This is a genomic window from Streptomyces cylindrosporus, from assembly GCF_022698165.1.
Lineage (GTDB): Bacteria > Actinomycetota > Actinomycetes > Streptomycetales > Streptomycetaceae > Streptomyces > Streptomyces cylindrosporus.
This window is the reverse complement of sequence record NZ_JALDAY010000009.1, coordinates 326,209-341,443: the sequence shown is the minus strand read 5'-3', so window position 1 is coordinate 341,443 and position 15,235 is coordinate 326,209. Positions and strand designations below refer to the sequence as shown.

Annotated in this window: 12 protein-coding genes; 5 read left to right on the top strand and 7 right to left on the bottom strand. The window is 71.0% G+C overall.

All coding sequences use genetic code 11. The features are described 5' to 3' along the window. Nucleotides 1-161: 161 nt before the first annotated feature. From folP to MQP27_RS29965, 3 genes are all read right to left on the bottom strand, one after another. Entirely contained in the window at nt 162-1,055 is an 894-nt protein-coding gene (folP, locus tag MQP27_RS29975) for a dihydropteroate synthase (RefSeq protein WP_242769081.1), read from the bottom strand. A gap of 88 nt (nt 1,056-1,143) precedes the next feature. Further along, nucleotides 1,144-2,544: an NAD(P)-binding protein gene (locus MQP27_RS51455; RefSeq protein WP_242769080.1), complete on the bottom strand. Its 1,401-nt coding sequence runs from the start codon at nt 2,542-2,544 to the stop codon at nt 1,144-1,146. Between the two features lie 269 nt (nt 2,545-2,813). Beyond that, nucleotides 2,814-4,160 carry an aminomethyl transferase family protein gene (locus MQP27_RS29965; protein WP_242769079.1) on the bottom strand — a complete coding sequence of 449 codons (1,347 nt, stop codon included), beginning with the start codon at nt 4,158-4,160 and terminating at the stop codon, nt 2,814-2,816. A gap of 245 nt (nt 4,161-4,405) precedes the next feature. Between MQP27_RS29965 and MQP27_RS29960 the strand changes: the two genes are divergently transcribed. The 3 genes from MQP27_RS29960 to MQP27_RS29950 all read left to right on the top strand — a co-directional run bounded on the left by MQP27_RS29960 (nt 4,406) and on the right by MQP27_RS29950 (nt 7,398). Beyond that, nucleotides 4,406-5,020 (top strand): TetR/AcrR family transcriptional regulator, encoded by a 615-nt coding sequence (locus MQP27_RS29960; protein WP_242769443.1) that lies wholly within the window; start codon nt 4,406-4,408, stop codon nt 5,018-5,020. A 176-nt stretch (nt 5,021-5,196) separates the two neighbouring features. Further along, nucleotides 5,197-6,108, top strand: a complete 912-nt coding sequence (locus tag MQP27_RS29955; protein ID WP_242769078.1) for a LysR family transcriptional regulator — start codon at nt 5,197-5,199, stop codon at nt 6,106-6,108. Nucleotides 6,109-6,276: 168 nt separating this feature from the next. Continuing rightward, nucleotides 6,277-7,398 (top strand): MBL fold metallo-hydrolase, encoded by a 1,122-nt coding sequence (locus MQP27_RS29950; protein ID WP_242769077.1) that lies wholly within the window; start codon nt 6,277-6,279, stop codon nt 7,396-7,398. Between the two features lie 20 nt (nt 7,399-7,418). Here MQP27_RS29950 and MQP27_RS29945 read toward each other — a convergent pair whose 3' ends face one another. The 4 genes from MQP27_RS29945 to MQP27_RS29930 all read right to left on the bottom strand — a co-directional run bounded on the left by MQP27_RS29945 (nt 7,419) and on the right by MQP27_RS29930 (nt 13,410). Continuing rightward, complete coding sequence (locus tag MQP27_RS29945; RefSeq protein ID WP_242769076.1) at nt 7,419-9,134, bottom strand: carboxylesterase/lipase family protein; 1,716 nt, start codon at nt 9,132-9,134, stop codon at nt 7,419-7,421. An 84-nt stretch (nt 9,135-9,218) separates the two neighbouring features. Next, entirely contained in the window at nt 9,219-10,616 is a 1,398-nt protein-coding gene (locus tag MQP27_RS29940) for an alpha/beta hydrolase-fold protein (protein WP_242769075.1), read from the bottom strand. Between the two features lie 57 nt (nt 10,617-10,673). Then, on the bottom strand, nt 10,674-12,344 hold the full coding sequence (locus MQP27_RS29935; protein ID WP_242769074.1) for a carboxylesterase/lipase family protein: 1,671 nt from the start codon (nt 12,342-12,344) through the stop codon (nt 10,674-10,676). A 274-nt stretch (nt 12,345-12,618) separates the two neighbouring features. After that, nucleotides 12,619-13,410 carry an NAD(P)-dependent oxidoreductase gene (locus MQP27_RS29930; RefSeq protein ID WP_242769073.1) on the bottom strand — a complete coding sequence of 264 codons (792 nt, stop codon included), beginning with the start codon at nt 13,408-13,410 and terminating at the stop codon, nt 12,619-12,621. Between the two features lie 104 nt (nt 13,411-13,514). Between MQP27_RS29930 and MQP27_RS29925 the strand changes: the two genes are divergently transcribed. Further along, on the top strand, nt 13,515-14,204 hold the full coding sequence (locus MQP27_RS29925) for a GntR family transcriptional regulator (protein ID WP_242769072.1): 690 nt from the start codon (nt 13,515-13,517) through the stop codon (nt 14,202-14,204). A gap of 86 nt (nt 14,205-14,290) precedes the next feature. After that, a complete protein-coding gene (locus tag MQP27_RS29920) occupies nt 14,291-15,235 on the top strand; it encodes a DUF6282 family protein (RefSeq protein WP_242769071.1) in 945 nt (314 codons plus the stop codon).

Sequence of the window (15,235 nt, the reverse complement as noted above, 5' to 3'; positions counted from 1 at the left end):
CGGCTCCTTGTTCTGCGCTGAACACCGGATAACTAGATCGATTTAGTTGACGACAAGAGTGGGCCGACGGGCGACGAGAACGACTCAAGGGGGAACTAAAACGATCTAGCGAACGCTATCAAAAACCGCCCGGCCCGGCTAAGGCCTCGGGCGTGCAACCTTTATGTGCAATCCCGGTACTCGACATAGGCGGCCGCCATGCGCACCGCGTCGAGGCTCGCGGGAACGTCGTGCACACGGACGCAGAACGCGCCCCCGGCGGCGGCGAGCGCGGAGACGGCGGCCGTCGCCACGTCACGCCCCGCGGGCGGCACGTCGCCGGCGCCCGTCCCGGTGAGGGCGGCGCCGATGAACCGCTTCCTCGACGCGCCGACCAGGACCGGAAAGCCCAGCTTGCGCAGTCTGCCGAGGCCGGCCAGCAGGGCCCAGTCGTGCTCGGGGCGCTTGGCGAAGCCGAGTCCGGGATCGAGGGCGATGCGTGAGGGGTCGACGCCGGCTTCCGTCAACTGCCAGACACGGGCGCCGAGTTCGGCCATGACGTCGGGCACCACGTCGTCGTACCGCGCGTGGCGGTCCATCTCCCGGCTGGGCGCGCGCCAGTGCATGGCGACGTACGGAACGCCCGCCGCGGCGACGGTCCGCGCCATGGCCGGGTCGCCCAGGCCGCCGCTGACGTCGTTGACCAGACGCGCGCCCGCCTCGACCGCGGCGCGGGCCACGGGTGCGTGCATGGTGTCGACGCTCACCCACACTCCGGCCCGGGCGAGTTCGCGGACCACCGGCAGGGTCCTGGCCAGTTCCTCGTCGAGGCACACGGGCCGCGCTCCCGGCCTGGTGGACTCGCCGCCCACGTCGACGATGTCCGCGCCCTGGGCGGCGAGTTCGAGTCCGCGGTCGATGGCGTGTCGGTTGTCGGCGTACAGGCCGCCGTCGGAGAAGGAGTCGGGCGTCACGTTCAGGATGCCCATCACCAGGCAGCGGCCCGGACGGGGAAGTCCGTCCGGGGGCGCGAGGGTTCTCGACCGCTCTGGAGCGGCGCTTTCCATGGTCGGCATCAGCGGCAACCTCCTTGATCCCGGGTCCCTCGGGAAAGGAATGCGAAATCCATTGAGTGGTGAGGGTACTGGATATTGCTTAATCGTTCTAGTTGCGGATTGTGATCGCTCTTCCGGGCGGCCACGGGAGCGCAGCCGTGGGGCCGGCGGGCGGATGCGCGCAGCGGGCCCGGTCCCTGGGCACGCCGGTGCTGAAGGTGTCGTCGGGGCTCTGCAGGTGGATGTGTCCCTGATGGGCGACCACGCCGGCCACCGGCTCGCCGCGGAGCCGGGCGACGACGTAGGCGGCCGCCATGCCAGTGACGTCCCTGATGGTGCCCATGGGCAGCAGGGAGCGGGTCTCGGCGATGGCCTCGTGCTCGCCCGCCCTGATCAGCACCCGGGTGTGGGCCGCGACCCCGTGCGCGGCGATGGCGACGGCGATGTTGTCGAGGTCGTCGGAGCCGACCGCGGCGAGTGCGCGCGCGTGGCCGAGCCGGAGCCGCTCCAGCACCTGGCGGTCGACGCCGTTGCCGGTCATGACGGGTACGCCCAGGCTGCGGGCGAGGCGTGCGGCGGAGGCCTGCGGATCCCGTTCGACTCCGACCACGGGCACGCGCAGGGCGCGCAGTTCGACGCACAGCCGCATGCCCACCTGCCCCATGCCGACCACGATGACGTGCCCGGAGCGCGGCAGGGTCCGCGGTCCGACGAGTCCGATCAGCCGCGGGCCGAGCATCCGCTCCACCGCCCCGGCGGTGAACAGCGCGGTGAAGGCGACGGTGCTCAGCATGGCGAGCGCGGCGAGCACCTGGTATCCGTGGGCCTCTTCCGGGGCCACCGCGGGGCCGACCCCCGCGACCACCCGTGCCGCGTCGAAGAACGCCTCCGCGGGTGGACGGCCGTGCCCGGCCAGCCAGGCCCAGTCACCGGCGAGCACCGCGAGAACGGCGAGCATGCCGACGACCAGCAGACGGGTGCCCGCGTCGTGGGGCCGCAACTGGCGCAGGGCCCAGCCGGCCCGCTCCCGCCACCGTGCCCGCGGCCGGGGCCGCCAGTCCTCGGTGTACAGCGTGTCCTGGCTCTCGCGGACGGCCCGGATCCGGTCCCCGTGCCGCTGCACCGCGACGACGGCCGGGTCCAGGCAGGGTCCGGCGAGCGCCGGTGCCACGAGGTCGGCGGGCGAGGTGACCTCGCACCGCGGGAGCAGACGGCCGAGTTCGTCGGCCACCGTGCGGTCGAAGACGGTGGCGACCAGCGGGGTCGTGGGCGAGAGGTGGGCGACGGCCAGGGCGTAGCGCAGCGCGGCCACGTCGTCGTGCAGGAGGACGGCGACGCCGCTCGGGCGTCTGCCCAGCGCGGCGCGGAGGTCCTCGTCGCGGGGCCGTGCGAGGTGTTCGGCCGTGTGCGGCCCGTCGTGCAGCGTGGCGCACACCCGGCTCGCGAGGTGCGTCTCGCCGATGACGACGTAGTGGTGGGTGGTGGCGATGCGTGCCGGAGGTGTGGTCACGGTCGTGGGTGTCCTGCCGTAAGAGGGCCTGGGAGGGAGGCCTCGCCGCGTCCGGGCAGGCCGTACACCGGGTCGGTGTGCGGGGCTTCGGTGTGCGCCCGTCGTCGATGGCGCCGGGCGGTCGCTGAGGGCGAGGTCGTTCGATCACTCTTGCGGTAGGGCGATGGTAGGGGCGCCGGGCGCGCACCGCGCGGAATTTAATCTTGCGTGCGCTCGGCCCACGGGTCCCCGGGAGCGGCCCGGGGACCCGTGCCGTGACGAGGGTGTCGTCAGTGCTTGTCGCTCGCGAACGGCCTGCGGGAGATGGTCGCGCGGATGGTGGTCTGCGTGTGCCGCTCCACTGACGGGTTGGCGGAGCCGCCGTCGGGTTCGCCCCAGACCAGGTCGACCTCGCGGCCGTAGCCCACCTCGTCCGCGTCGATCATGCAGACGGAGATCCAGCCGCGGACGTTGGCCGAGTAACTGCACAGCGTCGACAGCCCGATGAGCCTGCCGTCGGCCTCGACGCGGTCGAACTGGGAGGCCGAGTAGAACGCGGCGGGCGTCTCGATGTACTTGAAGCGCCGGTCGCCCTGCTCGTACATGCTGGCGTAGACGCGGGCGACGTCGTCACGGTGCCAGGACAGCCACACCTTCTTGCGGTGCTTGCGCCCACGCATCGCCTCCAGGGCCTCACGGCCGATGAAGTCGTGGTCGAACTTCAGGATGTGGCCGTAGCCGAGGTCGTACGGGGTGACGTAGTAGTCCTCGACCTTCTCCGGGACGAAGCTGCCACCGGTCGACAGGTTCGCCTCGAAGGTGCGCGTGCCCAGCCACTCGCGGTACGGCTTCATGCTCTCGCCCGAGTAGACGGCGGGCACGGTGGAGGCGATCCAGCCCGACTCCGTGGCCACCGAGGCGTAGGCGCGGCCGCCCACCTGACGGATCCCGTAGGGCTCGCCGGCCTCCAGGAGCGTGTCGCGGATGCCGTCGATGTCGGCGTAGGGGCCGAAGAACTCCAGGCCCGGGAAGCCGGACATACGGTGGTTGAGGGCGGTGACCTCGTACTTGCCGATGTTGAAGCGGCCCATCGAGAAGAACGGGATGTCCGGCATGGGGCCGCCGTTGACCTCCTCGAAGATGCGGGCCGCGTGCGGGCCCTGCAGCTGGAGGCGGTAGAACTCGCGGCCGCCCGGATTCTGCGCGGTGCGCTCGTCGCGGCGGAGGGTGACGTCGTAGCCACCGGTCTCGGCGTTGAACTGGACCCAGTTGAGGGCCGGCGGCCGTCCGACGAGCCGCACCAGGTTGTCGGCGAGGCAGAACAGGATGCAGTCGCCGATCTGGTAGCCGTCGTGGTTGACGGCGATGAACTGCTTGGCCTGCATGGGGCCGAAGCCCTCGAAGCTGTTCGCGCCGAGCTCGGAGAGCAGCCGGTAGCAGTCCGGGCCCTCCACGGTGAGGTCGGTCATGTGGTGGGAGAGGTCCATCAGCGCGGCGGTCGTACGCCAGCTCTCCTGCTCGTCACGCCAGTTGGTGAACTCGGCGCGGATCGGGAAGGGGTACGCCCCCGACCGCCCGCCGCGCAGCAGCGCCAGCGGGCCGCCGGCCGCGCGGATCTCGTCCTCAAGGTGTGCCATGTGCTTCCTCCATGTCATGCCGGCGCAGCCGCGCGCGCTTGGACAGCGGGTGGGAGAAGAAGGTCTTCGGCTCGATGTACGCATGCGGTACGGCAGGGCGACGCCCCGACCAGCAGCGGTACTGTACGGTACAGTACAGTTCATGGAAGGGCAGGACAAGAGGCGGTGCGCGGGCAGCCGGAACGGACCGGACCGGCGCGCCCACCAGGCGGGAAGCGGCTTATACGATGTCGACCGTGCAGAGGATGAGGGCGGCGGACCGGCGGAAGCTGATCCTGGAGGCGGCCGGCGAGCTGTTCATCGCCAAGGGCTACTCGGGTGTCTCGATGGAGGACGTCCTGGCCAGGGTCGGCGGCTCCAAGGCCACGCTGTACCGCCACTTCGCCGACAAGGCGGCGCTGTTCCAGGCCTCGGTGGAAGCCCTGTGCGACGAGTGGTCCAAGCCGGTGCACTCCTTCAGGCCGCCCGACGCCGACCTCGCCGCCACCCTGACCGCACTCGGCGGACACTTCGCCGACCTGGTCCTGACCCCGCAGGCCATCGCCCTGCACCGGCTGGTCACCGCGGAGTCGGAGCGGATGCCGGAGGTCGGCCGGGCCTTCTTCGAGCACGGCCCGGCCACCGGCCAGGGCATCCTCGCCGGCTATCTGCGCCAGGCCCACGAGGCCGGCGAGATCAGCGTCACCGACCCGCTGCGCGCCGCGGCCCAGCTGTACCAGGCGATGCTGGGCGACGCGCAGATGCGGCTGCTGACGAACTCCCCGCACAAGCCCGACGACGCGGAGGTCCGGGAGAGCATCGCGCTCGCGGTCCGGGTGTTCCTGCACGGCGCGGCCACGCGGCCCGCCGTCACGAAGTAGTACGGCTACGGCCGGCCACTGGGACGATTCCGCACTCTCGTGCTCACCCGAGGCACTCTGCTAGCGTCGAACTTAATCGTTCTAGTACAGCGGGTGCTCCAGTACCTCAGTACCTCGCAACTCATGTGCCGCACGGCCGGAGGGACGCCCGAGCCGTGGCCGGCTGGAGGACTTCCATGGACCGCATGCTTCTGATGCGCAGTTTCGTCACCGTCGCGCAGCTCGGCAGTTTCAGCGGGGCCGCCCGGGCACTGGGCTCGTCCGGCTCCCTCGTCTCCCGCCATGTGGCGGAGCTGGAGCGGCAGATCGGGGTGCGCCTCGTCAACCGCACCTCGCGTTCGGTGAGCCTCACCGAACCGGGCCTGCGCTACTCCGAGTTCGCCGCCCGCATCCTCGCCGAGGTCGACGCCGAGGAGGCCCTGATCGGGCAGCAGCACGACCGGGCGGAAGGCGCTCTGAACGTCATCTGCCCCAAGTGGATCGGGAGCCTGGACGTCGGTGACGCCATCGCCGCCTTCGCCGCCGCGCACCCGAAGATCGCCGTACGGTTCGAGCTGGGCGGGCTGTCGGAGCGCACGTACGACTTCCTCGACAGCGGCTTCGACGTCGCCCTGCACACGCGCGACCTGCGCGACTCCCGGGTGCATCTCAGGAAGATCGCCTCGCTTCCCTTCACCCTGTGCGCGTCGGGGCGGTACGTGAAACGGCACGGCACGCTCGACGACCCCGGGGACCTGGCCGCGCACGACTGTCTGGTGCACGTGAACGAGCCCGTGTGGCGGCTCGGGCACGGGTCGACGTCGAGCCTGCACAAGATCCGGAACGTGGCGTTCTCGTCGAACTCCTACATCGCCCTGCAGAAGGCCGCCGTCCAGGGCCGCGGCATCGCCCTGCTCCCCCAGCGGTCGGCGTACGAGGACCTGGTCTCCGGCGCCCTTCAGGTCCAGCTCCCCCAGATCCCCGTCCCGGACCGCCCGCTGTACGCGATCTACGGTCCCGGCCGGAGCGTGCCGCGGAAAGTCGTCATCCTGCTGGAGTTCCTCACGCAGTGGTTCAAGGAGAACCCCATCCCCGCGCTCGTGGCGTGACGTGGCGGATCAGCACTTTTAGGTTGCGCGGCGTGCTCTCCCCCTGCGTGCCGGCGGCGGGCAGCATTCCGCCCACTGATCGCGGTCGTAGTACCAAGCGCGTCGCAGAGGAGCCGCCCCGTCATGTGCCGAGCCCAGGAAAACGAACAGCCGAACCAGGATCAGGGAGTGGTCCCGTCACGAGGCGAGGAGCAGTGCACCTCCCGCAGGGCGCTGCTGAGCGCGGTAGCGGCCTCGGCCGTCGCGGCCACGCCCTTGCTCGCGGCGATGCCGGCCGCGGCCGCGACCGCCTCCGACGCCTCCGACGCCTCCGACGCGGACCTGAGCCTGGTCCTGCTCGGCACCAACGCCGGACCGCCACCCCTGGCCGACCGGTACGGCATCTCCTCCGCGCTGGTGGTCAACGGCAAGACCTACGTCATCGACTGCGGCCGCGGAGCCGTCACCCAGTACATGCGCGCAGGCCTGTCCCTGCCCTCCCTGACCGGCATCTTCCTCACCCACCTGCACGCCGACCACATCGTCGACTACTACGCCTTCCCCCTGCTGGCCGCCGGCGCCGCCGGCACCCAGGGCTTCCAGACCACCGTGTCCGTCCACGGCCCCGGCTCCGCGGGCATCGCCTCCACCGTCACCGGCGCCCCCGGCACCGTCCCCGGCACCGTCGAGATGACGAAACTGGCCGGCCAGGCCTACGCCGCCTCCCCCACCTTCTTCATGACCGAACACGCCGGCATCGACCCCGCCACCCTCCTCGACGTCCACGACGTCCTGCCCCCGGACACCACCGGCGCCTCCGCCACGAACACCGCGCCCGCCATGCAGCCGTTCACCGTCATGGAGGACGACAACGTCAAGGTCACCGCCATCCTCGTCCCGCACGGCGCCGTCTACCCCGCCTACGCCTACCGCTTCGACACCGACCACGGCAGCGTCGTCTTCTCCGGCGACACCGCCCCCACCCCCAACATCATCACCCTCGCCCAGAACGCCGACGTCCTCGTCCACGAAGCCGTCTACCCCGACGGACTCCTCGGCCTCGGCCTCCCCCAGGCCCTCGTCGACCACATCCTGGCCACCCACACCGACGTCGCGAAACTCGGCGCCATCGCCGCCGCGGCCAACGTCGACACCCTCGTCGCCACCCACCTCGGCCCCGGCGACCCCGCCACCGTCCCCGACACCACCTGGCGCCGCCTCCTGCGCACCAGCGCCAGCAGCGCCGGCTACAACGGCCGCATGATCCTGGGCAGCGACCTCCTGCACCTCCCCGTGAAGCACCGGGGGTAGCCGGGCGGCGGCCGGGCCGTCTACCAGGCGTCCTGTGTGGCGAAGTACCGCCTCCAGAAGTCGACCTTCTCCGGCGACGCCACCCGCATCGGCCCGTAGTGCTCGCCGATCTCCATGACCGTGGGTGAACCGGGCCGGTACGCGGGCCAGTTGGGCAGACCGCGGCCGTTCGGATCGCCGGTGGAGACGTAGTTGGCCAGGTAGGAGGAGAGGGTGTCGGCGATCTCGCGGTCCTGGTCGGTCCAGGGCTGCGTGTCCGGGTAGAGGTTGCCGAAGAAGTAGACGATCTCGGAGCCGTGGTACGCCCCGCGGATGTCGTGGTCGGAGCCCGGCGGGCGGTGTGTCCAGAAGTACGTGTACACCGGGCGGTCGGCGCCCTTCGTCCATTCCCGGCCCCACAGGTACGTCGAGACACGCGAGTTGTCGCGGACCGCGTCGTTGCTGGCGAGCGCGGCCTCGTCGTCCGTGCCGGCCGGGTACAGGGTGAGGAACTCGTCGGCCATCGCGTCGAACTTCCGCCGCGCGGCGCTCACGTAGTCGTCGAGGGTGACATGGACGGGCGGGGCGCCGGGGCGATCCGGGTAGCCGGCCTCGCGCCAGTAGGCGAAGGCCGTCTCCGGTACCGCCCCGCTCTCGTCGAGGTTGTTGCCGGCCAGGTACCAGACGTCGTTCTGCGCCCGCGCCTCGTACGTCCGCTGGTAGCCGGCCGGCAGGACCCGGCCGTCGACCACGGGCCTGAACAGCGGTGGTTTCGCGACGGACTTGGTGTCCACGGTCTCGTCCTTGAGCGAGGCTCCGTCCGTGAAGTCCTGCCACGGCAGGGCGCGGAGCTCCGCCAGTGTGCTCGCGCCTTTCGAGGCGGCGTAGGCGGGGCCCTGTTCCAGGGCCGTCTCCATGTTCCGCAGTGACACGCCCAGGTAGCGCAACTCGGGGTCGCGCGGATGGCGGACCTGGCTCTCGGCGACGGAGCGCCGGAAGAGGCCCGTGGCGAGCGGGGACATGGACAGCATGTCGGTGGAGCCGGCACCGGCGGACTGGCCGCCCACGGTGACGCGGCGCGCGTCGCCGCCGAACGCCGCGATGTTCCGCCGTACCCACTTCAGGGCCGCGATCTGGTCGAGCAGGCCGTAGTTGCCCGACACTCCGTGCGGGTCCTCCGCGCTCAGTTCGGGCGTGGCGAGGAAACCCAGGGCGCCGAGGCGGTAGTTGATGGTGACCACCACGATGCCCTTGGCGGCGAGGACCGAGCCGTCGAAGCTCGGGTCCGAACCGGTCCCGGCCGAGAATCCGCCGCCGTAGAGCCAGACGTAGACGGGGCGCCGCTCCCGGCCGCTCCTGGCGCCCGTCCAGACGTTGAGGTTGAGGCAGTCCTCGCTCATCGTGAGGGTGGTCGACGCCTGCGGCGGGGCGTCGCCGAAGGTGTCGGCCCTGCGGACGCCCTTCCATCGCGGTGCCGGCTGCGGCGGGCGCCAGCGGTTGCGGCCGGCCGTGGTGGCCGCGTACGGAATTCCCTTGAAGACGGTGACGCCGGCCGCCGCGGCGGGGACCCCGGAGACGAGGCCGGTGTCGATCCGCACCGGCCCTTCCCGAAGCGACTCCGCCGCGGGCGCGGACTGCGCGCCGACCGCGTCGAGGAGGACGGCGCCCGCGGCGACGCCGGCGGTGCGGCCCAGGAAGTCCCGTCGGCGGAGCGACGAGTCCGAGGGGAGGGGGTGTTGGTTTTCGGGCATGGTCATTCCGATCTCCTGACCGGTGGGGGGAAGGGGGATGGTGGGAGGAGCGCTGTGGGGGTCGGGTGCGTCGGGGGCGTCGGTGCGGATTCAGCCCGTCACCGGCGGGAAGAACGCGGTTCGGGTGAGGAAGTCCCTGATCAACTGGCGCCAGACGAACCACTCGTGGCCGCCGTTGACGAAGTCCGCGGTCAGGCCCACGCCCTTCTCCGCCAGGGTGGAGACGACACGGGCGTGGTAGGAGTGACCCGCTCCGTGCACGCCGCCGGGCGTGACGCTCGGTTCCTGCCAGCCGCCGCCGACGAAGACTCCCGTCTTCTTGATCGCCGCCACCTGCGCGTCACTGATGTCCGACGCGTCCGGGACGGTGAAGGGAGCGATGACGCCCGGGCTCAGGACCCCGTAGTAGCCGAACCGGTCGGTGTGCCGGAACAGCAGCGACATGGCGATCGAGCCGCCGAAGCCCTGACCGCCGACGGCCCGTTGGGAGGCGGCGGTGGAGACGTGGTAGTGCGACTCGACGTAGGGGATCACGTTGTCCGTGAGGTTGGCGTCGAAGGCCGGATAGCCCGTGGAGTCGTCCGTCTCCCCGAGGGAGTTGGGCATCACGACCACCATCGGCTGGATCTGTCCGGTGTCGATGAGGTTGTCCAGGATGGCGGCCACATCGCCCTGGGTGCTCCAGTCCGTCTCGTTGTCGCCTCCGCTGAACAGATAGACCGTCGGGTACGGCTTCGCGCGGTGCGTGTCGTAGCCGGGCGGTGTGTAGACGGCCAGGCGGTTGGTGCCCGCGGGAATGATCGGGCTGGACGTCGGATAGGCGACGTCGGCGAGCCCGCCCCGCCGGCCGACGGCCTGGGCCTGCCAGGCCTGGTCGACGGTCCCGAACTCGGGGTCCGAGGGGACGTAGACCTGGCTGAGGGCCTGGACCGAGCCGGTGGTCTTCCCGTTCCTGGTGTTCCAGGGCGGGTTGCCCGGATCCGACACCTCGGTGCAGCCGGTCTGGGTCGGGCTGGAACAGTCCACGTAGAAGCCGTAGTTGAAGACGCCGGACGGCAGCGGGACCGTGTAGGACCACACGCCGGTGCGGGGGTTCTCGGTCATGGCGGCGACCGGCCAGTTGGCCGCGGAGGAGTTCGGGGAGCCGATGGGTATGTCGCCCGGTTTCCACTGCGCGGGCAGGATTCCGGGGGTGGTGATGGTGGTGTCCTTGTCGCCGGTCAGGGCGGAGAGCTCGTACGGGTCGGCGAAGTACCACTCGCCCTTGATCCGGACGCTGGTGGCGTCGGGAGCCTTGAAGCGGAACGTGACCCGGTAGCCCGTTGGGCCGGTTCCGGTGTGGACGACCTGCGGGGCGAGACGCTGTGCGGTGTCGGCTTTCCTGCTCGCGTGCGCCGCGCTGCCGCCCGCGGTGAGGACGAGCACGGCGGCCAGGACCGCGAGGGTGCGCAGTGCCGCTGGTGCGCGGCGCACGACGAAGAAGGGCATGGTGAAGCAACTCCCAACGGCGGAGCGGGAATTGGTGGTCCGGTGTGATCGTTCTCGTCAGCTCGGCAGGCTCGCCCAGAAGTCGAGGTCGTGCTCGGCGGCGAAGCCGTCGGTGACCTTGGAGCAGGCCGCCGGGGCCCGGTTGCTCGACGGGTCGGTGTCGCAGGCCTTCAGGGACATCAACTTCCCTGTGCTCGCGCTGTACTTGGGCCAGTCCGGCGTACGTGCCCCGTTGGGGTCGCCGTCGGCGGCGAACCGCCCCCAGTACGTGATCATCTGGTGGGACAGCTCCAGCTGGTCGTCGTCGTAGGGCAGGGTCTGGCCGAGGTAGTCCCAGATGTAGCCGAGGTCGTCGACGTGGACGGCGCCGCCGAAGGGGAAGTCGCGTGCCGTCTCGCTCTTCTGCTGGATGCGGAAGATCGATGTGAAGTGCGGGGTGTCGCTCTCGGCGAACTCGTAGGCGTAGGTGGGCACATACTTCGACAGCGAGCCGAACAGCTGCTGCCGGGTGTAGGAGGTGGAGCCGTTCTGGACGGCGGTCCAGGCCTCGCCCGGGGTGGCGTACGCGCTGAGCGGGTACTCCGCCAGGACCTTGTCGGCGTTCGCCCCGTAGGTGGCGCGCACCTGTTGCTCGTACTGGGCGGCGGTCATGGGGTTGCCGAGGTAGTCGTAGTTCTGGAAGGTGAACAGGCCGCGCTCGCTGTTGGTCTGACCGAGCATCACCGGGACGCGGTTGAAGTTCCCGGTCTGTACGGCGGTCGCGGGGTTCACCGGGAAGGCGGTGCCGCCGACGGAGGGTGAGACTCCTGCCTTCTTCTGCGCGGCGAGGAGATCGGCGGCGGACGTGGCGCGCAGACAGGCCAGGACGTCGGAGGCGGTGTCGCAGCCGACGGCCTTCACGAACGCCGCGCTCTGCGTCTGCCCCGCGGCCGCCGTCTGCAGGCTGCAGCCGCCGCTGACGATGACGGCGTGCGTGAACAGGCCCTTGGCGGTGGGCGAGGCGAGCTCGTCACAGACCGCGCTCCCGCCGGCGGACTGCCCGGCGATGGTCACATTGCCCGCATCGCCGCCGAACCGCGAGATGTTGGTGCGCACCCAGCGCAGGGCGGCCTGCTGGTCGAGCAGCCCGTAGTTGCCGGGGCCGTTCCCGCTCTCGGCCTGCAGCTGGGGGAGGTTGAGGAAACCCAGCGCGCCGAGACGGTAGTTGACGGTCACGACGATCGCGCCGGTCTGCTCGACGAACCTGCGCGGGTCGGTGTCCTGGCCCGCGCCACCCGTGTTGCCGCCGCCGTGGATCCACACGACGACGGGGGCTGCCGCCTTGGCGTGGTCGGGGACGTACACGTTGAGGGCGAGGCAGTCCTCGCTGGTGATGGTCTTCTCGTAGCCGGGGTCCCAACCGCTGTTCTGGGCACAGCGGTCGGCGAACGCGGACGCGTCGCGCACGCCCGACCACTTGGCCACGGGCTGCGGGGACCTCCAGCGGTTGCGGCCGACGGGATCGGCGGCGTAGGGGATGCCGAGCCACTGGTCGTAGCCGGTCCGGCTGTCGCCGCGGACTTTGCCGGCGTCCGTCCGCACCACCAGCGAAGAGGGGTGCGCGGAGGCGGCGGGCTGGGCCGCGGCCTTCAGGGCGTCTGCCGCGACCGGGGACAGCAGTCCCAGGCCGAGCACACCGACCGCGGCCAGAGCGACGGCGAGTCTGCCGGACGGTTTCGTTCTGATCATGGGTTCCCAGCTCCTGACTTCGCGATCGGGAACGGTGAACTGCCGTGGGGGGAGAGCGGAGGCACCGCGTGAACGTAACCGCCCAGCAATATTGTGCGCAATATGCGCGACACAGATTGTCCAACACTCTTGTGCGGCCGAGCGCTTGAGTCCCCGAGATTCGACTCGATTTCCTGCACACGTCTTGCAGGCCTACGCCGACAGCGTTACGTTCCCTGCAAGTCTTGTCAGACAATCCAGGTACCGCTCTTGCAGAGTTGATCCTGACGGTCCCTCACTTCGGCGGCGCGGACAGCCGTCGCAGAACGTCCCGGCCGGCCGTGGCGACCAGCGGGGGCACACCGAGGTCGTCGAGCATGTCGGCGGCGGCCTGCATCTCCACGGTCCGGCGTACCGCGTGCCGGCGGCTGCCGTCGACCATCCGGTCCACGGTCGAAGCGTCCGCCCGGGTCAGCTCCTCGGCGACGACCTCGCGCAGCCAGTCCTCGCAGCCGGCGGCCCGGGCCGCGTCGAGGGCCTCGACCACAGCTGCCGCGAGGCCCTTGTAGAAGACGCTGCGCAGCAGCTTGCGTTCGGCGGCCAGACCGGCCGGGCCGTCCAGGACCTCGATCCGCGCACCGAGGGGGCGAAGCAGCGTGGCACAGCGTTCGGCGTCCGGGCCGGAGACCAGCATCGGGGTGCGCAGCCCCCTGCCGGGCACGGTCGCCATCAAGGAGACGTCGGCGAATCCGATGCCGGCGTCCGCGGCGATCTCCCCGAGGCGCCTCTTCAGCGCGGGGGCGGCGGTGTTGAGGTCGGCCCAGAGGCAGCCGGGGGACGTTCCGGCCAGCCCCGCCCGCAGGGCGTCCACCGCGTCCGAGGCGCTGTTGACGCTCAGTACGAGGTCGCAGCCCAGGGCCGCCTCCGCGTCACCGCCGGTGTCCACCACGCCCGGCGGCGCCGGCACCTTCGGGTCATGGCCCCTCACATGTGCGCCCGCCGCGGCCAGGTCGGCCGCGATGGCGCCACCGGCCTCCCCGAGACCCAGTACGGCGATGCGCGGACCCTCGGTGGCGACGGTTTCCACGGACGGTGCTCCTCGTCCTCGTGCGCGGCGGGGGCGCCGCACTGCCGGAGAATTGGTAACAATATTGTCGCCATTCAGGGGGTCCACAGGAAAGAGGGGGTCACGTGTCGGGTACGCACCATGTCCCGTCCCAGTCCGGCCCGGTCGTCGAGGCCATCCGCGCGGCGATCGTGAGCGGGGACTACGTACCGGATCAACGGCTGGTGGAGACGGATCTGTCGGAGCGGTTCTCGGCCAGTCGCGGAGCCGTCCGCTCGGCGCTGCTCCAGCTCGGCAACGAAGGGCTGGTGGAGCGCGTCCCGCACCGCGGGGCCAGGGTCCGGGCGGTGCCCCTGGCCGAGGCCATCGAGATCCTCGAGGTGCGGATGGCGGTCGAGGGGCTGTGCGCGGCCAAGGCCGCGCAGCGGGTGACCGAGACGGAGATCGCCGAACTGCGCGGGATACGCGAGGGGATGGCCGCCGCGGTCGAGTCCGGTGCGGTGATGGCCTATTCGGAGCTCAACAACCGGCTGCACCGCCGCATGCTGGAGATGAGCGGACAGCGCACGGCGGGCGGGGTGATCGAGCGGTTGCGCGGCCAGGCCGTCCGCCACCAGTTCCGGCTCGCCATGCAACCGGGGCGGCCCTCCGTCTCGCTGCCCGAACATCTGGCGATCATCGACGCCATCTGCAGTCGCGATCCCGCGGCCGCCGAGGAGGCCGCCCGGCAACATCTCGGCAGCGTGATCCGGGCCCTGCGCGGTACGGCCGCGCCGGGGCCCGGCACGGCCGTACCGGACTCCGGAACGTCGTAGCGGAACACTTTCTGCGCAACCCATTGACGATACGGCGGTGATTGTTAACAATCCGGTTCACTAAATTGGCGACAGGGAGTTCGGAAATGACCGATCGACCAGCCACACATCCGACACCGTCGGACCACGCCCGCACACTCGTCGCGGGAGCCTACGACATCCATGTGCACATCGCGCCCGACCTGATGAAGCGGCGCATCGACGACCTGACGCTCGCGGCCCGCTTCGCCGAGGTCGGTCTGTCGGGGTTCGTGCTCAAGTCGCACTACGTGCCCACGGCGGAGCGGGCCGAGGTGGTCCGGACCGCCGTACCCGGCTTCGGCGCGGTCGGCGCGATCACCCTCAACGGCTCGGTGGGCGGCATGAACCCGATCGCCGTGGAGATCGCCGGCCGCGGCGGGGCGCAGTTCGTCTGGTTGCCCACCGTGGACAGCGCCAACGAGCGGGCCTGCACGGCCGCCGGCCCGGAGGGCGCCACACCGCCCATGTGGGTGCAGTTACAGGAGGAGTTACGGGCCGCGGGCATGACGGCCGACCCGGTGGACGTCCTCGCGCCGGACGGCAGTGTGCTGGAGGCCACCCGGCAGGTGCTCAGGGTGATCGCCGCCCACGACATGACCCTGGCGACCGGCCATCTCGGCTCCGACGAGATCGCCGCCGTCGTGGACGCGGCGGCCGAGGAGGGCGTACGCCGGATGGTGATCACCCATCCGGAGTTCACCTCCCAGCGGGTGGACGTGGAACGCCAGCGCCGACTCGCCGCCAAGGGCGCCCTGTTGGAGAGGTGCTTCACCACCCCGTACACCGGCAAGGTCTCCTGGGAGGTGTGGCTGGAGCACATCCGGGCGGTCGGCCCGGAGCACTCCGTGCTCTCCAGCGACCTCGGACAGCCCTTCAACCCCCCGGTGGAGGACGGCCTGGCGCTGCTGGCCGACCGGCTGCTGGCCGCGGGCTTCAGCGAGCACGAGATACGGACCATGGCCGTGGACAACACCGTCTGGCTGGCCGGGGCGACGAAGGACCGGCGCTGA